The organism is Pseudomonas sp. GD03903 (assembly GCF_029840045.1).
In the GTDB taxonomy this organism is placed as follows: Bacteria; Pseudomonadota; Gammaproteobacteria; order Pseudomonadales; family Pseudomonadaceae; genus Pseudomonas; species Pseudomonas pseudonitroreducens.
Window position 1 is genome coordinate 206,008 of record NZ_JAOCBT010000002.1, and the last position, 22,058, is coordinate 228,065.

Sequence of the window (22,058 nt, forward strand, 5' to 3'; positions counted from 1 at the left end):
TCCTACGTTTACGCACAGGCTGGACCTCTCCCGCAGCAGAAAGGCAGGCGCGCTCCTGCAATCAATCGAACGCGAAATGCTCCGTCTTCAACCCCATGATCGACCGTACCGGCTTGGCCATCGCTGACGCGTGGCCCTTGGCGCGTGGCAGCAGGCGGGCGAAGTAGAAGTCACTGGTGGCGATCTTGGCCTTGTAGAAGTCGCTCGACTCGCTGCCGCCCTGGCGCAGGCGCTTGCGCGCGGCGGCTTCCTGCAGTGCCCAGGAATACGCCAGCGCGGCGTAGCCGGAGAACATCAGGTAATCGTGGCTGGCGGTGCTCACCAGGTCGCGCTGTTTGCGGGCGGTGAGGGCGATGCGCATTGTGAGGATGTTCCACTGAGCGCAGAGCTTGAGCAGCGTCAGGGCGCGGCCGCGCATGGCCGGTTCCTGCTTGAGCAGGTCGACGGCGAACTTCGCCACCTGTGCGGTGAAGTCGCGCACGGCCTTGCCCTGGGTCATCAACAACACCTTGCGGCCGAGCAGGTCCAGCGCCTGGATGCCGGTGGTGCCCTCGTACAGGGTGGCGATCCGCGCATCGCGGACGATCTGCTCCATGCCGTGTTCCTTGATGTAGCCGTGGCCGCCGAACACCTGCATGCCGAGGTTGGCGCTCTCCAGGCCCAGTTCAGTCAGGCAGCCCTTGAGGATCGGAGTGAGGAAGCCGAGCTTGTCGTCCCAGCGGTCGTACTCGGCGTTGTCGTTGGTCAGCAGGCCCTGGATCATCTTGTCGGCGTACTGGGTGGCCAGGTAGATCAGCGCGCGGCCGCCTTCGGCGACGGCCTTCTGGGTCAGCAGCATGCGGCGCACATCGCCGTGGTGCATCAGCGTGTCGGCAATCTCGCCCGGCTCCTTGGTGCCGGAGAGGGCACGCATGGAGCGACGCTCGCGGGCATAGGCCAGTGCGCCCTGGTAGGCCAGTTCGGCGGTGGCGACGCCCTGGATGGCGGTGCCGATGCGCGCGCTGTTCATGAAGGTGAACATGCATTCCAGGCCCTTGTTCGGCTCGCCGATCAGGTAGCCGGTGGCGCCGTCGAAGTTCATCACGCAGGTGGCCGAGGCCTTGATGCCCATCTTCTTTTCCAGCGCGCCGCAGGTCACGCCGTTGCGCGGGCCGAGGCTGCCCCCGTCGCCCGGCAGAAACTTCGGCACGATGAACAGCGATATGCCGCGCGTGCCCTTGGGCGCATCCGGCAGGCGGGCGAGGACGATGTGCACGATGTTCTCGGTGAGATCGTGCTCGCCCGAGGAGATGAAGATCTTGGTGCCGGTGATGGCGTAGCTGCCGTCGGCGTTGGTTTCCGCGCGGGTCTTCACCTGGCCGAGGTCGGTGCCGCACTGCGGCTCGGTGAGGCACATGGTGCCGCCCCAGCGGCCTTCGGTAAGCGGGGTGAGGTAGGTGTGTTTCTGCTCCTCGGTACCGTGCTGCATCACGGTGTTCATCGCGCCCAGCGACAGACCCGGGTACATGGAGAAGGGCCAGTTGGCGGTGCCCATCATCTCCTGCTTGAGTGCTCCCAGGCTCATCGGCAGGCCCTGGCCGCCATATTCCACCGGGTGCGACAGGCCCTGCCAGCCGCCGGCCACGTAGGCGTCGTAGGCTTCCTTGAAGCCCTTGGGCGTGCGTACCTCGCCGTTCTCCAGGTGGCAGCCTTCTTCGTCACCGCTGTGGTAGAGCGGGGCGATCACCTCTTCGCAGAGCCTGGCGCACTCGCCGAGGATCGCATCGACCATGTCCGGCGTGGCTTCGCCGCCGTTGACCAGGTTCTGGTAGTGGCGGGGGAAATCGAAGACTTCGTTGAGCAGGAAGCGGGTGTCGCGCAGCGGAGCTTTGTAGACGGGCATCGGGGACCTCGGAGCGTGATGCGCCCCGTCGAAAGCGCGGGGCTGGATGCCCGCAGTTATACGGTTGGGGCGGCGTGGTGCCCTTGGCTGCGCCAACGCGGAGTGCTGGCAGATGGGACAATCGGCCGCATCGGCCATTGCGTTCGATGGAATGCGGGTATATACACGTATCCCATGCTGACCACCCAATGCCTCTGTACCAAACTGCGCCGCTCGGCCCGTGCCGTGACCCGCGTCTACGACGATGCCTTGAAAGGCGTCGGGCTGACGACTGCGCAGTTTTCCCTGTTGCGGCATCTGTCGCGGCTGGAGCAGCCGAGCATTTCCGAGCTGGCCGAGGCCATGGGGCTGGACCGCAGTACGCTGGGGCGCAATCTCAAGCCGCTGGAAGCCGACGGCCTGGTGAAGCTGGAAGAGGGTGAGGACCTGCGCAACCGTATCGTGGCGCTGACTCCCGAGGGGCTGGAGCGCATCGTTCGCGGCGGCGAAGCCTGGGACGCCGCCCAGCATGACGTGGCTTGTCACCTGGGCGATGAAAAGCGCCGCCAGCTGGAAGCCTTACTGGATGAATTGGCCGCGCTGGAGAGCTAGTGCAGGCCTGCGTGCAACGTTGAACTATTCCCTCTGGAAGACAGATAAGAAGCGGGCATATACCCGTGCAGGAGCAAGTGATGTCGAAGCTGTCGCGTACGGGGTTCTGGATACTGCTATCCGGCGCCCTGATTCTCGCCCTGTCCCTGGGCACTCGCCACGGCTTCGGCCTGTTCCTGGCACCGATGAGTGCCGAATTCGGCTGGGGGCGCGAGACTTTCGCCTTCGCCATCGCCCTGCAGAACCTGATCTGGGGCATTGCCCAGCCGTTCACCGGCGCCATTGCCGACCGTTTCGGCGCGATGCGTACAGTGGTCGTGGGCGGCATCCTCTATGCGATCGGCCTGGTGCTGATGGGTTATGCCGATTCGGCGTTCAGCCTGTCCATGAGTGCCGGCCTGCTGATCGGCATCGGTCTGTCGGGCACCTCGTTCTCGGTGATTCTCGGTGCGGTCGGTCGCGCGGTGCCGCTGGAGCAGCGCAGCATGGCGATGGGCATTTCGGCGGCGGCGGGCTCGTTCGGTCAGTTCGCCATGCTGCCCGGCACGCTCGGGCTGATCAGCTGGCTCGGCTGGTCCGCCGCGCTGCTCGCCCTCGGCCTGATGGTCGCGCTGATCGTGCCGCTGGCTGCGCTGATGAAGGACAAGCCGCTGCCCCTGCAGGGCCATGAGCAGACCCTTGGCGAGGCGCTGCGCGAGGCGGCCGGGCATTCCGGCTTCTGGCTGCTGTCCCTGGGCTTCTTCGTCTGTGGCTTCCAGGTAGTGTTCATCGGCGTACACCTGCCGGCCTATCTGGTGGACCGCCACCTGCCGGCCACGGTTGGCACCACGGTGCTGGCGCTGGTGGGCCTGTTCAACGTGTTCGGTACCTACTTTGCCGGCTGGCTTGGTGGGCGGATGAGCAAGCCCAAGCTGCTCACCGGCCTGTACCTGCTGCGCGCGGTGGTGATCGTCGCCTTCATCTGGGCGCCACTTAGCGTCTGGACAGCCTACGCCTTCGGCATCGCCATGGGCCTGCTGTGGCTCTCCACCGTGCCGCTCACCAACGGCACGGTTGCCACGCTGTTCGGCGTGCGCAACCTGTCGATGCTCGGTGGCATCACCTTCCTGTTCCACCAGATCGGCGCCTTCCTCGGCGGCTGGCTGGGTGGCTATGTGTATGACCACACCGGCAACTACGATCTGGTCTGGCAGATTTCCATCCTCCTCAGCCTGCTGGCCGGCCTGCTCAACTGGCCGGTGCGCGAGCACCCGGTCGAGCGCCCTGCGCTGGGGGCGGCGTGAAGCGTCCGGTGCTGATCACCCTGCTGCTGGGCCTCGGCCTGGTAGTGGCCGGCCTTGCCTGGTGGGGCTGGCAGCGTGGTGGGCTGGCGCTGATGCAGTTGGGCATGGGCAGTTGCTGATGCCCGGCGTGCGGGGTAGCGTGACGGGATAACTCGAGGATCACTGCCATGCGTCTTTCCCTGCTCGCTCTCTCTCTTCTCTTGCCGCTGGCGGCCCAGGCTGCCGATTGCCCGGCGCTGCTCAAGACCCAGGGCGAGCTGCCCAAGTTGCGCTCCAAGGATGTGCTCGACCTGTGCGAGCTGTACGCCGGCAAGCCGCTGGTGATTGTGAATACCGCCAGCCATTGCGGTTTCACCCCGCAATTCAAGGGGCTCGAAGCCGTCTACCAGAAGTACAAAGGGCAGGGGCTGGAAGTGCTCGGCGTACCTTCCGACGACTTCAAGCAGGAAGATGCCGATGCCGCCGAAACCGCGAAGATCTGCTACGGCAACTACGGCGTGACCTTCAACATGACGTCGGTGCAGCACGTCAGCGGCGACGAGGCGATCCCGTTGTTCAAGGACCTCGCCCAGCAGGCCGACCAGGTGCCGCGCTGGAACTTCTTCAAGTACGTGGTGGACCGCCAGGGCAAGGTTGTGGCGGAGTTTTCCAGCCTGACCAAGCCGGATGATCCGGAGCTGCAAGCGGCAATCGAAAAGGCCATCGCCAGCCAGCCGTGAGCGTGCGAAGCAGCTCTTCGTAGGTGCGAGCTTGCTCGCGAACCGCTTGGCACCGGCGCTGCCGGCTGATTTGTTCGCGAGCAAGCTCGCTCCTGCAGAAACCTCGCTTGCGTGCGGATCGAAGCCGGGCTGATGCCCGGCTTTTTTGTGCGTGCGCTCGAAGGTTGCAGAAATTTCCTGTTACAGACCGACTGGGTCAGTGCGACAATTCGCGCCCGGCGCCACGCCAGTGGGCCGCCAATGTCACGGATTCGATTCAGGAGATTCACCCCTATGGATGGCAAAGCCCTCTTCCTCGTTGCCTTGCTCGCCCAGGCCGTCGCTGCCCCGGCGTTCGCAGCTCCCGCCACTTCCAACCAGAGCGAAGCCCCCGCGGCTGCCGCAGTTCCCGCCGCCGAGTCCGACGAGGAGATGTCGCCCGAGACTTTCGTCGCCAGCCTGCATTTCCAGAAGGGCAAGGTGGTGGTCGGCGACAACCTCGCCACCTTCGACCTGCCGGATAACTTCGTCTTCCTCGGTAGCGCCGATGCTGAGCGCGTTCTCGAAGCCTGGGGCAATCCGCCCTCCGATCCGCCGCTGGGCATGCTGATGCCGACTGGCGTCTCGCCCTTCGCTGCCGAGTCCTGGGCGGTAACCGTGCAATACGAAGAGGGCGGCTATGTGTCCGACGAGGATGCGGCGAAGATCGATTACGCCGAGATGCTCAAGGACATGCAGGACGACCTCAAGCAGGCCAACCCGCAGCGCGAGCAGCAGGGCTTCGAGGCCATCCAGCTGATCGGCTGGGCCGCGCCGCCGCGCTATGACGCCGCCGAGAAGAAGCTCTACTGGGCCAAGGAACTGCAGTTCGGTGACGCCAAGGAGCACACGCTGAACTACAACATCCGCGCGCTGGGGCGCAAAGGCGTGCTGGTGCTGAACTTCGTTGCGGGCATGGAGCAGTTGCCGGAGATAGAGAAGAACGTCGGCAAGGTGCTGGCGATGACCGAGTTCAACCCGGGCAATCGCTACGTCGACTTCAACCCCAGCGTCGACAAGGTCGCGGCCTACGGCCTGGGCGCGCTGATCGCCGGCAAGGTTGCCGCCAAGGTCGGTCTGTTCGCGACCCTGCTGGTGCTGCTGAAGAAGCTCTGGATCGTCCCGGCCCTGGCCATCGGCTGGATCGCCCGTCGCTTCAAGCGCAAGCCGTCGAACGAAGGCTGATTGGCTGTTCTGTAGGAGCGAGCTTGCTCGCGAACGGATTTATCGGCCGCATCGGTGCCATGCGGTTCGCGAGCAAGCTCGCTCCTACAGGGTCATGGCAACAGCGCAAGCGGACAAGAAAAAGCCGGGCAGATGCCCGGCTTTTTCTTGGTGCGGAAGGATCAGCCTTTCTCGCCCTGTACGGTCTTGCCGTTCACGCTGCCTTCCTTGAGCATGATCTGGTATTCCTTGCCGTCGGACTCCTGCTGGTACAGGCGCACGAGGAGGAAATCCCAATCCTTGGCGAACCAGAGGATGGTCTTGCGGTTGCTCTTGGTGGGGTCGCGCACGCGCTCCACCTTGATCGCGGTGATCAGGCCGGCCTGGGTGCGCACCTTCTCCTCGCCGAGCACGCGGAAGTCGTAGGTATCGACGTCGGTACCCTCGATCACCTGGTAGCTCATGGCCTTCTTGCCAACGGCCACGTCATGCTGCAGCGCGAGCTGGTAGGTGGACTTGTCCAGTTGGCCCTTGTTCAGCGGCTGGCGCACCTGGTCGCCACGGTCGCTGCCCAGCACCTGCTTCTCGGCCCAGTCGAAATCGAGCTCGGTCTGCTTGTTCTTGCCCAGGCCTTCGCGGGCCCAGCGGTAGGTCAGCGGCAGGTAGGTGTCGTTCTCGACCTTGAACGTGCTGTTCTCGGTCAGGCTGGCAAGCAGCATGGAGGCCTTGAAATTCAGCTCCCAGCGGCCACCGTCGCCTTGCTTGAGGCTGCGGGAGGCGGTACCGCTGATGGGCATCTGTTTCCAGTCGGCGGTGTAGCTGGCGTCGAACGGTTCCAGCTCATAAGCCTGGGCCGGCAGGGTCAGCACGGCCATCAGGAATAACAGAGCTCTACGCATCGCGAATCTCCTAGGTTCGGTACGAATAGCCGGAAGCGGGCAGAAGCTCGCCATCCAGCGTGGCGCCATGTTCGCTCAGCCTTACTCGGCCTTCGGCGAACCAGCGCATGGCCAGCGGATAGATCACATGTTCCTGCACGTGAACGCGCTGCGCCAGCGTTTCCGGCGTGTCGTCAGACTCTACCGGGATTGCCGCCTGTACGACCAGAGGACCGCCATCAAGTTCCTCGGTGACGAAGTGCACGCTGCAACCGTGCTCGGCGTCGCCGGCCTCCAGCGCACGCTGGTGGGTATGCAGGCCCTTGTACTTGGGCAGCAGGGACGGATGGATGTTCAGCAGGCGACCCTGGTAGTGACGCACGAAGTCCGCGCTGAGGATGCGCATGAAGCCGGCAAGCAGGACCAGATCAGCGTCGAAGCCGTCGATGGCCTGGATCAGCGCGGCATCGAAGCTTTCGCGATCGGCGTAGGACTTGTGGTCGAGGAAGCGCGTCTCGATGCCGGCCTGGCGCGCACGCTCCAGGCCGTAGGCGTCCGCGCGGTTGGACAGCACCGCGCGGATCACCACCGGCGTGTCAGCGCCGGCGAGACTGTCGATCAGGGCTTGCAGGTTGCTGCCGGAGCCGGAAATCAGCACCACGACATTGCAAGATTTGGACATCAGTGGCCTTTCAGGTTGTTCAGGACCACGCGCTCGGCGTCGGCGGCGCAAGCGTCGATGCGGCCGATGACCCACGGCTGCTCGCCGGCGTCACGCAGGGCTTTGAGGGAAGCCTCGACCTGATCCTGGGCGACGCAGATGACCATGCCGACGCCGCAGTTGAGTACGCGGTGCATCTCGGTCTCGTCGACGTTGCCTTTTTCCTGCAGCCAGTCGAAGACCGCCGGGCGTTGCCAACTGGCCACGTCGACCACCGCCTGGGCGTTGTCCGGCAGTACGCGCGGAATGTTGTCCAGCAGGCCGCCACCGGTGATGTGGGCCATGGCCTTCACCGCGCCGGTCTGCTTGATCAGCTGCAGCAGCGGCTTCACGTAGATGCGGGTCGGGGCCATCAGCAGGTCGGCCAGGGGCTTGCCGTTCAGCTGGGTGGACTCGATGTCGGCGCCGGAGACCTCGATAATCTTGCGGATCAGCGAGTAGCCATTGGAGTGCGGGCCGGAGGAGGGCAGGGCGATCAGGGCGTCGCCGGCGACCACTTTCGAGCCGTCGATGATCTCGGACTTTTCCACCACGCCGACGCAGAAGCCGGCCAGGTCGTAGTCTTCGCCTTCGTACATGCCCGGCATCTCGGCGGTTTCACCACCGACCAGGGAGCAGCCGGCCAGTTCGCAACCGGCGCCGATGCCGGTGACCACGGTGGCGGCCACGTCGACGTTGAGCTTGCCGGTAGCGTAGTAATCGAGGAAGAACAGCGGCTCGGCGCCGCACACGACCAGGTCGTTCACGCACATGGCGACCAGGTCCTGGCCGATGCTGTCGTGCTTGTTCAGGTTCAGCGCCAGGCGCAGCTTGGTGCCGACACCGTCGGTACCGGAGACCAGTACGGGCTGCTTGTAGCCGGCCGGGATTTCGCACAGAGCGCCAAAACCACCCAGGCCGCCCATCACTTCAGGACGTGCGGTGCGCTTGGCGACGCCTTTGATGCGTTCGACCAGGGCTTCGCCGGCGTCGATGTCCACACCGGCGTCCTTGTAGCTCAACGAGGGTTGCTTGTTGCTCATAAATCCAGGCCTATAGAAGGGATGATTCGTCTTGCCGCCGGGTGCGCCGTTCGCGCTTCCCGGCCTGCGCGGGAGGCGCGGGATTTTATCAGGCTTGCCCGGCAGCGGCCATCTCGCGCTGTTGCTGCTGGCCGGACGGCTGTTTAAGGTATAGGTCTTCCTTGCCGACTCGTAGCAGCCGGTTTTTCTGATTTTTCCGCGAGAGCCCGCCATGCGCCTGACCGCCCGCCTGTTGATCCTCTGCCTGTCGCTGTTCAGCCTGCCGTCTTTTGCTGAAACGCTGGGCAACCTGTACCAGGTGCACGAACCGGTCGCATCCCAGCAGCCGGACGAACGCAATGCCGGCCTGACCCGCGCCCTGCAGACCCTGGTGCTGCGCCTGACCGGCAATGCCGGCGCTGCGCAGAATCCCGCCCTGGCCGGCTACTTCAAGGATCCGCAGCAACTGATCAGCCAGTACGGCTTCGAGAACGGCCCGCCCATGGCGCTGGTCGTGGACTTCGACCCGACCGCCACCGACAACGCCCTGCGCCAGGCCGGCCTGCCGGTCTGGGGCGCCAGCCGTCCGAGCGTGCTGGCCTGGTGGCTGAACGAAAGCGCCAACGGCAGTGGCCTGGTGGGTGATAGCCAGGAAGCCTCCGCGCCGCTGAACCGTGCTGCCCAGCGCCGTGGCCTGCCGCTGCGTCTGCCGATGGCGGACCTCAGCGAACAGCAGGTCGGTACCGCGGAAAACCTCAACGCCGCCCAGCCCGACGCGCTGAAAGCCGCCTCCGAGCGCTATGGCGCCGATGCCCTGCTGGCGGTGGACGCCAAGGAAGCCGATGGCAAGTGGACCGCCACTTGGCGCGTGTGGATGGGTGACAGCCGTGAACAGGGCCAGGCCCAGGGCGATACCCCGGACGCGCTGGCCGATGCGGTGATGCTCGGCGTGTCCCAGCGCCTGTCGCAGCGTTTCGTCGGTTCGGCGGGCTCGGCTTCGGCCCAGGTGCTGCAGATCGAGGGCGCCGACCTGGCCCGTTACGCCGAAGTCTCGCGCCTGCTGGAGCCGATGGGCGCCAAGCTGGTGGAGGTCCAGGGCAGCAATCTCGTCTATCGCGTGACCGCCAGCCCCGAACAACTGCGTGCGCAACTGGCGCTGGCGCGCCTGCAGGAAGCCCCGGCCGAACCGGCGCAAGCGGCGGTGGACGCCAACGGCCAGCCGGTGCCGAACCCGGCCGTGCCGCAGCAGAACGCCCTGCGTTTCCACTGGTGATTGACGTTCCGGGTGCGGGCCAGGTCCCGCTTCCCGGCCTGGGTGGCTCTGAGTCGCACGTGGTAGCTGCGTTATCCTTCTGATTTGGATAAACTTTCAGTCACCAAGGCCCACCCCAAGCGATTGAAGAAACGCCCGGCCCGGCATGACTCCTATGCAGCTCCCACTCAGCGTACGTCTGCGCGATGACGCAACGTTCGCCAACTACTACCCCGGTGCCAACGCCGCGGCGCTCGGCTATGTCGAGCGTCTGTGCGAGCCCGAGGCGGGGTGGACGGAAAGCCTGATCTATCTCTGGGGCGCCGAAGGCGTGGGTCGCAGCCACCTGCTGCAGGCCGCCTGCATTCGCTCCGAGCAACTGGGTGAGCCGTCCGTCTACCTGCCGATGGCCGACCTGGTGGCCTACGGTCCGGAAATCTTCGACAACCTCGAACAGCGCGAGCTGGTCTGCCTGGACGATCTCGACGCCCTGGCCGGCAAGCGCGAATGGGAAGAGGCACTGTTCCACCTGTTCAACCGCCTGCGCGATTCCGGCCGCAAGCTGCTGCTGTCGGCCTCGGTGTCGCCGCGCGAGCTGGGGGTGAAGCTGCCGGACCTGAAATCCCGCCTGACCCTCTCGCTGATCTTCCAGCTGCACCCGCTGACTGACGATGAGAAGCTGCGCGCTCTTCAGCTGCGCGCCTCGCGCCGTGGCCTGCATCTGACCGACGAAGTCGGGCGCTTCATCCTCACCCGCGGCGCGCGCAGCATGCAGTTCCTCTTCGACCTGCTGGATGAGCTGGACAAGGCCTCGCTGCAGGCGCAGCGCAAGCTGACCATTCCCTTCCTCAAGGAAACCATGGGCTGGTAAGCCGCCCAGGTTCCCCTGATTCCATCGTCAGGCGCTTGTCGCTTCCTGCTGCGGTTCCTGGCCTTCGCCGGCCAGCTTGCGGTCGTACTGGAAGCGCCAGCGCGTGTACATCAGCGCCGAACAGAACAGCGACACGCTGAGGATGATCTCCGCCCAGCCGAAGATGGCGTGGTTGGGATCGAAGGCGTTGAGCACGCCGAGGATGAAGTACAGGTTGATCACGTAGCACGCCCAGGCATGCCCACGTGCGCTGCCGATCAGGATGCCCGGCGCCACCACCAGCAGCGGCAGCAGCTTGAAGCCCAGGAATACCCAGGGTACCCAGCGTGCGCCGCCGTGGGCATCAGCGAACAGCAGGTCCCAGACGACGATGAGCAGGATCAGCCCGATGAAGCTGCCGAGGGCTACCGCGCGGCTGGCGGCCAGCCGGGGTCTGAGCCATTCCATGGACGGCAGCGGTTTGTTCTTGCGGGCCATTCAACTCTCCAGTTTGCGGGCGACTTCGGCCAGGCGCTTGCCCAGCGCGCGGCACAGGGTGATCTCGTGTTCGTCCAGGCTGCGCTTGCCATCGGCAGTGGCGAAGTGGCTGGCGCCATAGGGTGTGCCGCCGCCGCGGGTCTCCAGCAGGGCGGGCTCGCTGTAGGGGATACCGGAGATGAGCATGCCGTGGTGCAACAGCGGCAACATCATCGACAGCTGGGTAGTCTCCTGGCCGCCGTGCAGGCTGGCGGTGGAGGTGAAGACGGCTGCAGGCTTGCCGACCAGGCCACCGGTCAGCCACAGGCTGCTGGTGCCATCGAGGAAGTACTTGAGCGGCGCAGCCATGTTGCCGAAGCGGGTCGGGCTGCCGAGGATCAGGCCGGAACAGTCCTTCAGGTCATCCAGGGTGGCGTAGAGCGCACCTTCGGCCGGGATGTCCGGGGCGACGGCTTCGCACTCGGTGGAGATCGCCGGCACCGTTCGCACGCGTGCTTCCAGGCCGCCCGCCTCGACGCCGCGGGCAATCTGCCGCGCCATTTCGGCGGTGGCGCCGTGGCGGCTGTAATACAGAACTAGGACGTATGGCGCGCTCAAGGCAGGATCTCCAGCACCTTTTCCGGCGGACGGCCGATCACCGCCTTGTCGCCGACGATGAGGATCGGCCGCTCGATCAGCTTGGGGTGGCTGGCCATGGCCTGGATCAGTTGCTCGTCGCTGAGCGCCGGGTTGGCGAGCTCCAGCTCCTTGTACTCGTCCTCGCCGGTGCGCAGCAGCTGGCGCGCACCGATGCCCAGCTTGCCGAGAAGTGCCTTGAGTTCGGCAGCGCTGGCCGGAGTTTCCAGGTAGCGTACGATGTCTGGCTGGATGCCGCGTTCTTCGAGCAGTTCGAGGGCGCCACGGGATTTGGAGCAGCGCGGATTGTGAAACAGTGAAATCTGGCTCATGTGCCGGGACTCGCAAGGCCGATGAAGTGGCGGCTATTCTAACCGCCTCCTCGGACTGGACTGAACCGCTGTCGTTCGCCGTGCTCTACGAGGACGGTTATTCAGTGCAGCCAAAGGACACTTCATGCACGATCGCTTGCAGGGCCTGGTCGAATTCGGCCGCTATCTGGTCCAGCGTTTCCTTGCCGACAAAGCGCCCAACAGCGCCGCGGCCCTGACCTACACCACGCTGTTCGCGGTCGTGCCGATGATGACCGTGACCTTCGCCATGCTCTCGGCCGTGCCGGCGTTCGAGGGCATGGGCGAGCGTATCCAGCTGTTCGTGTTCCGCAACTTCGTGCCGTCCACCGGCGAAGCGGTCGAGGCCTACCTGCGCAACTTCACCGTGCAGGCGCGCCACCTGACCTGGCTGGGCGTGGCTTTCCTGGCGGTGACCGCCTTCACCATGCTGGTGACTATCGAGAAGGCCTTCAATGCCATCTGGCGCGTGCGCCAGCCGCGCCGGGGTGTGACTCGCTTCCTGCTGTACTGGGCAATTCTCAGCCTGGGCCCTCTGCTGCTGGGCACCGGTTTCGCCGTGTCCACCTACATCACGTCACTGTCGCTGCTTTCCGGCCCGCATGCTTTGCCGGGGGCGGCGATGCTGCTGAAGTTCATGCCGCTGCTGGCCAGCGTGGCGGCCTTTACCCTGATCTACGCCGCGGTGCCCAACGCACGGGTGCCATTCCTGCATGCGCTGGCGGGCGGTGTCTTCACTTCGATCCTGTTCGAGGCGGCCAAGTCGCTGTTCGGCTTCTATGTGAGCTTCTTCCCCGGCTACAAGCTCATCTACGGCGCGTTCGCCACGGTGCCGCTGTTCCTGCTGTGGATCTACCTGTCGTGGCTGATCGTGCTGTTCGGGGCGGAGCTGGTCTGCAACCTGTCCTCGACCCGTCTCTGGCGCCGCCGTGCGATGCCGCGCCTGCTGGTGATCCTTGGCGTGCTGCGGGTGTTCTTCGACCGCCAGCGTCACGGCCTGCCGACGCGCCTGGCGCATCTGCATCGTGCCGGCTGGCTGCTGCCGGAAGACGAATGGGAAGAGGTGCTGGATTTCCTTGAAGGCGAGCAACTGGTCTGTCGCGCAGGCTCGACCACCGCGGCGTGGGTGCTGTGCCGCGACCTGGGCAGCTACAGCCTGCATCACCTGCTCAATCGCAGCCCGTGGCCACTGCCGTGTCTCGAGGCATTGCCGGCGGAGCTGGATGAGCCCTGGTACCCCGAGCTGCGTGAGACGCTGGCGCGTTATCAGTCGGATCGACAGGCGTTGTTTGGTGACAGTCTGGCGAAATGGTTGAGGCCGTCACATTCCGAGTGACGCAAAACGTCAGTTTGCGGCGATTCTGATTCTGTCTGCGCTTTGTATCACTTCAGAAATGCGCCAATTCTCGCTATTTCAGAATTGGCACAGTTCTGGCTATGGAGGTAGTAGGACACAGATGTCCTTCAGAAGTTCCTCCAGGGCCAGCGAAACCATGAAAAAAGACCAGAACAACGTAGTGCACCTGCATCAGCGCGATCTGACGAGCGCCCTGGAGCGGTTGAATAGAATTACTGGTCTGCAATTCAGCAGCTGGCCTGAATCGCTCCTGCCGTCCGTAGTGCAGGACTGCGCCCAGCCCGTTGCGGCTGAGCCGTCGGAAGAAACCCTGGTGCGTCAGCTGGGTTGATCGCTCAAAGGCTGGTGGCCAGCGGGCGCGTCGCGCCGGCTTGCTGTTCCACGGCCTGCATGAAAACTTCCTCGGCGATTACCCGCGACAGCGCAACGGCTGCGCGCAGCTTGATCTGTGCATCCTCGATACGCTGAGAAAACGCCAGTCGAGCCACGCCTGACAGCAGGATGCGGCTCTGTTTGTTGATGGTGCCGTGGTCGATCACGACTTCCCGCTGGCGCTCCCCATCGCGGTAGCTGAGCAGCAGCGTCACCGGCAGGTCCGCAATACCCGGAAGATGCAGCCAGACCGCGACATTGAAGTCCGCCAGCCGTCCTCCGTTGGCCGCATTGGCCGGCCTTGCGCTGGCGACAATATGGCTGGGAACCTTGCTGACAAGCTGGTCTGTAGGCTGCATCTGGTTGTCCTGTCGATGGTTGGCCGGCGTGCATGGCGCCGGCCGCGTTCTGAAGGCCGCTGAATGATCGGCGAGCGAGAATCGTCCCGAAAGTCAGAACGAACGTTCGAATTATAGAGAGGCGGGTACCTGGCATTCCGGGCCTACTGCCGATCTTGCCTGTGACTTCTCTCCCAAAATCGATAATCAGGCCAGGCGCAGAGGGTGGCGCGCTACCAGCGGCGTAACCAGGTTGGCGGCGGGCAGCGGCAAGATGGTCTGGTTGTCGAAGCTGGCCAGTTGCAGCCAGAGATTCTCGCCTTCGACGAAGTTCCCCTGCGGTACCCAGAGCCCGTGGTACCAGCCATTACCTGGCTCCGGGGTACTCTGCAGGACTCCAGGGTGACGTTGCGCGTCAGGTGCGCGGCGCAACCAGACCGGACGGGGCAGGCCCTTCAGGTAGCGCAGGCCCAGATGCAGCCCTTCGCTGTTGAGGTGCCGCCAGCGCACCACGGCCAGGGTCGGGGTGCCGCCGTTGCCGGGGATCAGCAGCAACTGGCCGACCGGAAGCTGCCCGGCCTGTTGACCCGGACACAGAATGCGCGCGCCACCGGCGCTGGCGTCCATCAGTGCAGCTTCCCTGCAGGGCGTGGCTAAGCTGTCCAGCAGGTGCTGTTGAATCGCCGCAAGACCGACTACCAGACGGCAGGTGCCGTTCTGTTCGGCCCGCTCGTGGCGGCGTGCCTGGTGCCCAAGCCAGTGGTGACGGACGCGCTCGAGCAACGCACCCTGCTCCAGTCGACGCAACGGTGCGGGGTCGTGCAGGGCGATCAGCAGGGCGCCCAGTTCCAGGCGGCGCAATTGCTCGGCGGGGGCATCGGCGGCCTGCTCGGCTGCGAGGCAGGGCTGGTCCGAGCCAAGGTCGACGACGAAGCCTTCCTGTTCCTCATCATCCCAGGGCAGCAGTCGACCCAGTGCGGCCAGTGGCGCCAGCGCGCTGAACAGTTGCGGCGCTTCCCCCTCGGTAAGGTGGAAAGGGTTGCTCAGGGTCAGCAACAGTATCTGCTGGTAAAGCCCACGCAGGGTGCCGGCTGGAACCGGGTCGAAAGCGGCGGCGACCGGTTCGTCCAGGCACTCCTGGTGCTCGCCGATCCAATACAGCAGGTGGCTGTCGCGCCACAGGCTGCCCGGCGGTTGCTGGTACTGCTGGTAGTGGCGCAGCAGGGCCTGGGCGAGGAAATGCTGGGCCATGTACAGGCACCAGGCCATATGCGGTCGCGAGGGCTTGTGCCCGTGCAGGATCTGCAGAAGCAGACGCTTGAAGCCGGCGGCCAACTCGCTGCAGAAGTGCACGAACAGCGCAGGCGGCGTCCGTTCCTGGCGTATCAGCCGTTCGTAATGCCGGTATTCTTCGCTGAGGCTTTGCAGGGCGCGTTGTCTTTCCAGTAAGGTCAGCGCGCATCGGTTGAGGCGGAACAGCGTGCCCAGGGCCTTCTGCAAACCTTCCTGCAGGGGCTGCTGCCGCGATTCCTGGAGCCTGACCGCCAGATTGCTCATTGCCTCGGAGTCTTCTTCGAGAATGTCCGGCACCTCCAGGCGCAGGGCATCGAGCATCATGACCACCCCGCATACACGAGGATTGAAGGCATGGGAGTGCGGCTCCGTATTGTAATGGGCTTGATGGCTGGCCTGATCCTGGCCGGCTGCTCGGCGGACTATGGCACCGATCAGCACGGACGGAAAGTACCCGCTGCGAGTGTGGATGGCCAGTGGCTAGTTATTAACTACTGGGCGGAGTGGTGTGCGCCGTGCCGCAAGGAAATTCCCGAGCTGAATCATCTGGCGCAGCAAGGCGAGGCGAACGGGTATCGGGTGCTGGGGGTGAACTTCGATGGGCTGCGCGACGCGGACCTGGCGAAGGCCTCGCAGGCCCTGGGCGTGCAGTACACCGTGCTGGCCGACGACCCTGCGCCGCGCTACAGCCTGCCCCGCAGCGAAGCGCTGCCTGTAACCTACATCATCGATCCTGAGGGCAAGATGCGCGAGCAACTGCTCGGCGAGCAGACCGCCGCCGGCCTGCAGGCGCGCCTGAGCGCATTGCGCGGGGAGAAGCAGTGATGGCGAGGATATGTCTGCACGGCTATATCAGCGGCAAGGTGCAGGGCGTCTATTTCCGGCAGAGCACCCAGGAGCAGGCTGAGCGTCTGGATATCGACGGTTGGGTGCGCAATCTCGAAGACGGCCGTGTGGAGCTGTTGATCGAGGGCGAGGAAGATGCGCTGCGCGAGCTGGAAAAGTGGCTGGCGCGTGGCCCGGTAAAGGCCAAGGTGGCGGCGGTGGAGCTGCAGCCGATGACGCCCCAGGGCATCACCGGCTTCATCGTTCGCCGCTAGACGTCAGTTGCTGGCGCCGGGGTCCGCAGCCAGGCGACCGGCGTCGGTCATCAGACTGTGGAGGAATTCCTTCTGCAGTTCCGGATCGTTGCGGGTCAGCTCGATCAGGCTCTGTTCCAGTTCGCTGGCTTCCTCTTCCAGACCGAGGTCGGAGAGGCGCTTGACCCGGTGTACCCAATGGTGCACGTCGTCACCTTCCAGGTCGTCATAGATCAGCGCATGGGCTTCCTGCAGCTTGCCGCGCAGCGAGCGGCTGACCAGCAGGCTGGCGTCGGCGCGGGTGTCGTCCGAAGGGTCCTGGACGCTGAACTGCAGGCGGCCAATACGGCTGACTTCGTCGTCGCTGAATGGACCTTCCAGCAGATTCAGGCGCAGCACGCCGTGACGGTCGGTCAGCAGTTCCTGGGAGTTCTTGCCCGCGGTGACGGTAACCGGGCGCTCTGACCAGGGCAGGCTGGAGTACTCGGTACGCTTGTCGCGCTGACGCTCGTCGATCGCAGCCAGGTTCTGCTCGGCGCGGCCGTTGGACTGGACGTTCATGAACGGATTCATGCCGTCGACGCCGTAGCGGATCCAGCCGCGGGTGACGCTCTCGGGCAGGTTGCCCAGGGCGAACACGTTGACCACGTTGGCGCCGATACCGCCGACGAAGGCGACGATGCCCAGCGGCATTTCGTACACCTTGCGCCAGCCCTGGTACGGCGTGTAGCGATCATAGCGGCGGGTGACCTCGAACTCGGTGACTTCGAAGGTCTTCTGCTCCTGCACGCGGATGCGACGCTGCGGCAGTTCCAGGGTGCCCGGCGTGCCTACGTCGATCTGCAGGCTGTGGTCGAGCAGTTTGCGCTCGACACGCTCTTCATGCTCGCTGCGTTGCGGCAGCTGGTTCGCGCAGCCGCTCAGCAGGAGGCTGCCGCACAGGGCGGCAGCCGCGAGGCTGGAGGTACTTCGGGTGGACATCGCTCTGCTCAGTTGCGGATCTTGGCCGTGATGAAGGCTTGCAGGTCGGACAGGGCGACCGGCTGCGACTCGGCGTCACGGCGACCCTTGTACTCCAGGGTGCCTTCGTCCAGGCCGCGTTCGCTGACCACGATGCGGTGCGGGATGCCGATCAGCTCCATGTCGGCGAACTTCACGCCGGGGCTGGTCTTCTTGTCGCGGTCATCCAGCAGCACTTCGAAGCCGGCGGCGGTGAGGTCCGCATAGAGCTTGTCGGTGGCGGCGCGCACGGCTTCGTTCTCGTACTTCATCGGTACGATGGCGATCTGGAACGGCGCCAGGGCGGCCGGCCACAGGATGCCGCGGTCGTCGTAGTTCTGCTCGATGGCGGCGGCCACCACGCGGGATACGCCGATGCCGTAGCAACCCATGATCAGGGTGACCGGCTTGCCGCTCTCGCCCAGCACGGAGAGCTTCATTGCGTCACTGTACTTGGTGCCGAGCTGGAAGATATGGCCGACTTCGATGCCGCGACGGATGATCAGGGTGCCTTTGCCATCGGGGCTCGGGTCGCCTTCGACGACATTGCGCAGGTCGGCGACTTCCGGTACCGGCAGGTCGCGTTCCCAGTTCACGCCGAAGTAGTGCTTGTCGTCGACGTTGGCGCCGGCGGCGAAGTCGCTCATCAGGGCAACGGAGCGGTCGATGATGCACGGCAGCGGCAGGTTCAGCGGGCCGAGGGAGCCGGGGGCGGCGCCAATGGCGGCCTTGATGTCCGCTTCGCTGGCCATCTGCAACGGTGCGGCTACCAGCGGATGGTTGCCGGCCTTGATCTCGTTGAGTTCGTGGTCGCCACGGACGATCAGGGCGACCAGTTTGCCTTCCTCGGCAGCGTGCACCACCAGGGTCTTGATGGTCTTCTCGATCGGCAGGCCGAACTTTTCCACCAGGGCGGCGATGGTCTTGGTCTCGGGTGTGTCGACCAGGCGCAGTTCTTCAGTGGCGGCGCCGCGAACGGTTTCGCGGGGCAGGGCCTCGGCCTTCTCGATGTTGGCGGCGTAGTCGGTGGACTCGCCGAAGACGATGTCGTCCTCACCGGAGCCGGCCAGTACGTGGAACTCGTGGGAGCCGCTGCCGCCGATGGAGCCGTTGTCGGCCTGCACAGCGCGGAAATCCAGGCCCAGGCGGGTGAAGATCTTGCTGTACGCGCCGTACATGACGTCGTAGGTCGCCTGCAGCGAGTCCTGGCTGGTGTGGAAGGAGTAGGCATCCTTCATGATGAACTCGCGGCCACGCATCAGGCCGAAGCGCGGACGGATCTCGTCACGGAACTTGGTCTGGATCTGGTACATGTTGATCGGCAGCTGCTTGTAGCTGTTCAGCTCGTTGCGCGCGAGGTCGGTGATGACCTCCTCGTGGGTCGGGCCGACGCAGAAGTCGCGGTCATGGCGGTCCTTCAGGCGCAGCAGCTCGGGGCCATACTGCTGCCAGCGACCGGACTCCTGCCACAGCTCGGCGGGCTGGATGGCTGGCATCAGCACTTCCAGGGCGCCGGCGGCGTTCATCTCTTCGCGAACGATGGTCTCCACCTTGCGCAGCACCCGCAGACCCATTGGCAGCCAGGTGTACAGACCGGACGCCAGCTTGCGGATCATGCCGGCGCGCAGCATCAGCTGATGGCTGATCACGACCGCATCGGAAGGGGTTTCTTTCAGGGTGGACAGCAGGTACTGACTGGTACGCATCTTTGGCCGTTTTGTCGGTTGCGAAGGGGAATATAGGCTGGGCATTGTACGGTGCAGGTCTGGCTGCGTACAGGGCGCGGCGGACGGAGAGGGAGGAGTGGCGTGAGTCGTTTAACTGCGGCGCAGGTACAGGCGTTCATTCGCGCGGGATTGCCCATGGCGGACGACATGGATCTGCGCATCGATGCACTGGAAGGGCGCAGCGCCTTCGTGCGGGTTCCGTTCCACGGGCGGATGGTTCGTCCGGGGGGCACGGTGTCCGGGCCGACCATCATGTCGCTGGCGGATGCGGCAATGTACGCGGTGATCCTGGCGCAGCTGGATAACGTCGAGATGGCCGTTACTTCGAATCTCAATATCAACTTTCTCAGCAAGCCGAAGCCGGAGGACTTGTTGGCGGAAGCGAAGATATTGAAGCTGGGGCGCCGGCAGGTGGTTTGCGAAGTAGCTGTCTACTCGGTCAGTAACCCCGAGGAGTTGGTCGCTCATGTGACCGGGACTTATGTATTGCCGATGTAACGAATACGTTCGAAGTTGTAGTTAAGTTGCAATAAAAAAGCCCGGCGGATGCCGGGCTTTTTCTCGCTTGAGCGCGCGGGTCGATTACATGATCGACAGCGGGTACTCGGCGATCAGGCGGAACTCGTTCTGGCGGCCGCCAGTGGAATCGTCGCCATAGTGGAACGCCTGGCGTACGCGCAGGGACAGGTCCTTGGCAGGGCCTTCCTGGATGACGTACTTGGCTTCGATGTTGGTTTCGTGCTCGCTGTCGTCTTTGCCGTACTTGCCAGCATAGGCGCCGGTCGCGTCAGCCTTGGTGCCGTCGATGTCGTCACCGTGGATGTAGCGAGTCATGAAGCTCAGGCCGGGTACGCCGTATTCGGCCATGTTCAGGTCGTAGCGAGCTTGCCAGGACTTCTCGCCCGGGCCGTTGAAGTCAGACCACTGCACGGAGTTGGCGAGGAAGATCGAGTCACCACCGTCACCGGCACCGTTGTCACCGAAGCCAGCGTAGTCGAACGGCTCGTCGCCGTGGACTTTCTGGTAGGAGAGGGTGAAGGTGTGGGCGCTGAGGGTGTAGGCAGCGGCCAGCGAGTAGGTGGTGTTGCTGATGTTGCCCGCTTCGGCGCGACCTTCGTCGTTGGTGCGATAGATGTTGAAGTCGAAGCCCAGGGACTGGCTGTCAGCCAGCGGCAGGGTGTAGTTGGCGTTCATGTAGTACTGGCGCCACAGGTCTTCGAACTCGGAACCGTACAGGGAAACGCTGGCGTTATCGGTAATGGCGTATTTGCCGCCGATGAAGCTGGCTGCGTTGGTTTGGCGGTTGGCGTAGGTTGCCCAGATTTCACCGTCGCGGTTGGTGCTGGTCACGCCGCTGGAGCTGGTGAAGCGACCGGCTTCCAGGTCGAGGCCGGCGATCTCGCTGCTCAGCAGGTTGAAGCCAGTGGCTACTTGCGGAACCAGGCGAGTACCACCTGCGGCAAACACCGGAGCGGTGGGCTGCATGTCGCCATACTTCAGCTCGGTCTTGGAGATGCGGACCTTGACGGCGCCACCGGCTTTGCCGAAGTCGTCCTGCATGTCGCCTTTGTTGTCGACCTGGGTGTAACCGCTGCCGATGTGGCCGTTACCGCCGTCCAGTTTCAGCGACAGATAACCAAAGGCATCAACACCGAAGCCTACTGTGCCCTGGGTGAAGCCGGACGAGTAGTTGGTCAGGATGGCCCAGGTGGTGTCGCGCGGATCGCGGGCGTTGTTCGCTTCGGCGTTGTGGCCGTCACCGCCAGTCATGCGGTTGAAGTAGGCCATCTTGTTAGTGATGGTCAGGTGGCTATCTTCGAGGAATCCTTTGGATTCCGCTTGATCGCTGACGAAGGCTTCGGCCATGGCCAGTTGCGATGTTGTTGCAGAAACCGCCAGGGCGATGGCGCTCCACTTCATCACTTTCATTGTGATTGCTCCTTTGGTTTTGAAATTATCTGCCATCACAGTGCAACGGTGACGGCTCATTCTTTTTGTCGGCGCTAACTTATAGCACGCGTGTTCAGTTGGCGATAGTTGCCCAAATAAACGCGCAAAAACTTTACGGGACTGTCGCGAAGCTGCATGACGCATGTCGCATTCAAGCAGTTCTCATGTTGCAAAAAGAGATGGCCCCCTGATTGCTTCATTGATGCTTCAGCCATTGTGGTTCTCTATTCCATTGACCACTTTTTAAGTTCTCCCGCCTCCGCGTCCACTTCTTCGAATAGGGTGGCCGTCGGTGCGATGTCCTTGCCTCTAGCAACAACCGTGCACAAATGCCCGGAGCTGCTTTCACAGTGTTCGTCTTGCGACGCGTTGACGCATTTCACGGCTTCTGTTGGCGATTTGCAACATGGGCGCGCATGGATGTCGTTTTCCGGCATCCCACAGATATGGCTGTTTAAACGATTTTTCGCTGCTGATGGCCGTGGTTGCCGTGCAGATTCCTGCACGCGCCTATTGTAGGTATATGCCAATCCGCGCCATGCCCCACGCTGGGGCGGCGGGCAAAATGGCGTGCGCCGGGACGGGGCGCCGGCTGGGCGTGTTCGTTTGCAGGGCGCTCTAGTATTCTTCGCGGCCTTCGGCTCCTTCGTGGGGCTAGGCTTAAACATGGCTCGTCGAACAGGAGAGGTCTTATGTTCGCCCTGGATTCCCGCCTCCAGCAGGACACCGTCGCGGTGGGTGATTTCCCGCTCAGCAGCCTGCTATTGATGAACGACTCGCAATTTCCGTGGTTCATCCTCGTTCCGCGTCGCGAAGACGTCAGTGAGATCTTCCAGCTGGACTCCGCCGATCAGCAGCAACTCTGGCGTGAGGCTACCCAATTGGCAGAGGTGCTCAAGGACACCTTCGATGCGGACAAGATGAACGTGGCCAATCTCGGCAACGTCGTCAGTCAGTTGCATGTGCATGTGATCGTGCGCAAGCAGGATGATGTCGCCTGGCCGGGCCCGGTCTGGGGCAAGCATCCGGCCGTTCCCTATAAAGATGAAGAATTGGCGCGGGTGCGCGAGAAACTGCGCATGGCGCTGGGCGATGGCTTTCGCTTCAGCCAGGAGTGAATG

At 64.0% G+C, this 22,058-nt stretch carries 25 protein-coding genes; 13 read left to right on the forward strand and 12 right to left on the reverse strand.

All coding sequences use genetic code 11. The features are described 5' to 3' along the window. Positions 1-61 precede the first annotated feature (61 nt). Positions 62-1,882 carry an acyl-CoA dehydrogenase C-terminal domain-containing protein gene (locus tag N5C91_RS03520; protein ID WP_279827996.1) on the reverse strand — a complete coding sequence of 607 codons (1,821 nt, stop codon included), beginning with the start codon at positions 1,880-1,882 and terminating at the stop codon, positions 62-64. Between the two features lie 174 nt (positions 1,883-2,056). Here N5C91_RS03520 and N5C91_RS03525 point away from each other — a divergent pair, with 174 nt between their 5' ends. The 5 genes from N5C91_RS03525 (at position 2,057) to N5C91_RS03545 (ending at position 5,678) form a co-directional block, all read left to right on the forward strand. Beyond that, positions 2,057-2,473 carry a MarR family winged helix-turn-helix transcriptional regulator gene (locus tag N5C91_RS03525; protein ID WP_279827998.1) on the forward strand — a complete coding sequence of 139 codons (417 nt, stop codon included), beginning with the start codon at positions 2,057-2,059 and terminating at the stop codon, positions 2,471-2,473. An 89-nt stretch (positions 2,474-2,562) separates the two neighbouring features. Next, positions 2,563-3,756: an MFS transporter gene (locus N5C91_RS03530; RefSeq protein WP_236171984.1), complete on the forward strand. Its 1,194-nt coding sequence runs from the start codon at positions 2,563-2,565 to the stop codon at positions 3,754-3,756. Further along, a complete protein-coding gene (locus N5C91_RS03535; RefSeq protein ID WP_275094689.1) occupies positions 3,753-3,875 on the forward strand; it encodes a hypothetical protein in 123 nt (40 codons plus the stop codon). The genes N5C91_RS03530 and N5C91_RS03535 overlap by 4 nt, the downstream gene beginning before the upstream one ends. A 48-nt stretch (positions 3,876-3,923) precedes the next feature. Beyond that, entirely contained in the window at positions 3,924-4,475 is a 552-nt protein-coding gene (locus N5C91_RS03540; protein WP_045210376.1) for a glutathione peroxidase, read from the forward strand. 273 nt (positions 4,476-4,748) lie between these two features. After that, positions 4,749-5,678 (forward strand): DUF2167 domain-containing protein, encoded by a 930-nt coding sequence (locus N5C91_RS03545; RefSeq protein ID WP_279828002.1) that lies wholly within the window; start codon positions 4,749-4,751, stop codon positions 5,676-5,678. A gap of 161 nt (positions 5,679-5,839) precedes the next feature. Here N5C91_RS03545 and N5C91_RS03550 read toward each other — a convergent pair whose 3' ends face one another. Genes N5C91_RS03550 through purM form a run of 3 tightly spaced genes read right to left on the reverse strand, consistent with a single transcriptional unit; the run spans position 5,840 to position 8,278 of the window. Then, positions 5,840-6,556, reverse strand: a complete 717-nt coding sequence (locus tag N5C91_RS03550) for a DUF3108 domain-containing protein (protein ID WP_236171636.1) — start codon at positions 6,554-6,556, stop codon at positions 5,840-5,842. A 10-nt stretch (positions 6,557-6,566) separates the two neighbouring features. Beyond that, a complete protein-coding gene (gene purN / locus N5C91_RS03555; protein ID WP_236171634.1) occupies positions 6,567-7,217 on the reverse strand; it encodes a phosphoribosylglycinamide formyltransferase in 651 nt (216 codons plus the stop codon). Beyond that, on the reverse strand, positions 7,217-8,278 hold the full coding sequence (gene purM, locus N5C91_RS03560) for a phosphoribosylformylglycinamidine cyclo-ligase (RefSeq protein ID WP_236171633.1): 1,062 nt from the start codon (positions 8,276-8,278) through the stop codon (positions 7,217-7,219). The genes purN and purM overlap by 1 nt, the downstream gene beginning before the upstream one ends. Positions 8,279-8,489: 211 nt before the next feature. Here purM and N5C91_RS03565 point away from each other — a divergent pair, with 211 nt between their 5' ends. Next, a complete protein-coding gene (locus N5C91_RS03565) occupies positions 8,490-9,530 on the forward strand; it encodes a DUF2066 domain-containing protein (RefSeq protein ID WP_279828005.1) in 1,041 nt (346 codons plus the stop codon). A 145-nt stretch (positions 9,531-9,675) separates the two neighbouring features. Beyond that, entirely contained in the window at positions 9,676-10,380 is a 705-nt protein-coding gene (gene hda / locus N5C91_RS03570) for a DnaA regulatory inactivator Hda (RefSeq protein WP_024764559.1), read from the forward strand. Positions 10,381-10,407: 27 nt separating this feature from the next. Here hda and N5C91_RS03575 read toward each other — a convergent pair whose 3' ends face one another. Genes N5C91_RS03575 through arsC form a run of 3 tightly spaced genes read right to left on the reverse strand, consistent with a single transcriptional unit; the run spans position 10,408 to position 11,804 of the window. Then, positions 10,408-10,857: a DUF2069 domain-containing protein gene (locus N5C91_RS03575; RefSeq protein WP_279828009.1), complete on the reverse strand. Its 450-nt coding sequence runs from the start codon at positions 10,855-10,857 to the stop codon at positions 10,408-10,410. Next, the gene (gene wrbA, locus N5C91_RS03580; protein WP_236171629.1) at positions 10,858-11,454 is read right to left on the reverse strand and encodes an NAD(P)H:quinone oxidoreductase; all 597 of its coding nucleotides are present in this window, start codon (positions 11,452-11,454) and stop codon (positions 10,858-10,860) included. Beyond that, positions 11,451-11,804 carry an arsenate reductase (glutaredoxin) gene (gene arsC, locus N5C91_RS03585; RefSeq protein WP_279828012.1) on the reverse strand — a complete coding sequence of 118 codons (354 nt, stop codon included), beginning with the start codon at positions 11,802-11,804 and terminating at the stop codon, positions 11,451-11,453. The genes wrbA and arsC overlap by 4 nt, the downstream gene beginning before the upstream one ends. 124 nt (positions 11,805-11,928) lie before the next feature. Here arsC and N5C91_RS03590 point away from each other — a divergent pair, with 124 nt between their 5' ends. Continuing rightward, a complete protein-coding gene (locus N5C91_RS03590; RefSeq protein ID WP_279828014.1) occupies positions 11,929-13,158 on the forward strand; it encodes a YihY family inner membrane protein in 1,230 nt (409 codons plus the stop codon). Positions 13,159-13,315: 157 nt separating this feature from the next. Beyond that, a complete protein-coding gene (locus N5C91_RS03595) occupies positions 13,316-13,510 on the forward strand; it encodes a hypothetical protein (protein WP_236201514.1) in 195 nt (64 codons plus the stop codon). A gap of 4 nt (positions 13,511-13,514) precedes the next feature. Here N5C91_RS03595 and N5C91_RS03600 read toward each other — a convergent pair whose 3' ends face one another. Together N5C91_RS03600 and N5C91_RS03605 are read right to left on the reverse strand one after the other, a co-directional pair. Next, on the reverse strand, positions 13,515-13,910 hold the full coding sequence (locus N5C91_RS03600) for a hypothetical protein (protein ID WP_236201515.1): 396 nt from the start codon (positions 13,908-13,910) through the stop codon (positions 13,515-13,517). A 186-nt stretch (positions 13,911-14,096) separates the two neighbouring features. Beyond that, positions 14,097-15,506, reverse strand: coding sequence for a PilZ domain-containing protein (locus N5C91_RS03605; protein WP_279828017.1), 1,410 nt, complete (start codon positions 15,504-15,506; stop codon positions 14,097-14,099). Between the two features lie 30 nt (positions 15,507-15,536). On the opposite strand from N5C91_RS03605, the gene N5C91_RS03610 reads away from it, so the two are divergent. Further along, positions 15,537-16,007, forward strand: a complete 471-nt coding sequence (locus N5C91_RS03610; RefSeq protein WP_236171618.1) for a TlpA disulfide reductase family protein — start codon at positions 15,537-15,539, stop codon at positions 16,005-16,007. After that, positions 16,007-16,282 carry an acylphosphatase gene (locus N5C91_RS03615; protein WP_279828018.1) on the forward strand — a complete coding sequence of 92 codons (276 nt, stop codon included), beginning with the start codon at positions 16,007-16,009 and terminating at the stop codon, positions 16,280-16,282. The genes N5C91_RS03610 and N5C91_RS03615 overlap by 1 nt, the downstream gene beginning before the upstream one ends. Before the next feature lie 3 nt (positions 16,283-16,285). Here the strand turns inward: N5C91_RS03615 and N5C91_RS03620 are convergent, their stop codons facing one another. After that, on the reverse strand, positions 16,286-17,242 hold the full coding sequence (locus tag N5C91_RS03620; protein ID WP_236171615.1) for a hypothetical protein: 957 nt from the start codon (positions 17,240-17,242) through the stop codon (positions 16,286-16,288). An 8-nt stretch (positions 17,243-17,250) separates the two neighbouring features. Then, positions 17,251-18,966 (reverse strand): proline--tRNA ligase, encoded by a 1,716-nt coding sequence (locus N5C91_RS03625; protein ID WP_236171614.1) that lies wholly within the window; start codon positions 18,964-18,966, stop codon positions 17,251-17,253. A 156-nt stretch (positions 18,967-19,122) separates the two neighbouring features. Here N5C91_RS03625 and N5C91_RS03630 point away from each other — a divergent pair, with 156 nt between their 5' ends. Then, the gene (locus N5C91_RS03630) at positions 19,123-19,485 is read left to right on the forward strand and encodes a PaaI family thioesterase (RefSeq protein WP_089285724.1); all 363 of its coding nucleotides are present in this window, start codon (positions 19,123-19,125) and stop codon (positions 19,483-19,485) included. 84 nt (positions 19,486-19,569) lie between these two features. Here N5C91_RS03630 and N5C91_RS03635 read toward each other — a convergent pair whose 3' ends face one another. Then, on the reverse strand, positions 19,570-20,916 hold the full coding sequence (locus N5C91_RS03635) for an OprD family porin (protein ID WP_236171613.1): 1,347 nt from the start codon (positions 20,914-20,916) through the stop codon (positions 19,570-19,572). Between the two features lie 713 nt (positions 20,917-21,629). Here N5C91_RS03635 and N5C91_RS03640 point away from each other — a divergent pair. Beyond that, a complete protein-coding gene (locus tag N5C91_RS03640) occupies positions 21,630-22,055 on the forward strand; it encodes an HIT domain-containing protein (protein WP_279828023.1) in 426 nt (141 codons plus the stop codon). Positions 22,056-22,058: the final 3 nt, after the last annotated feature.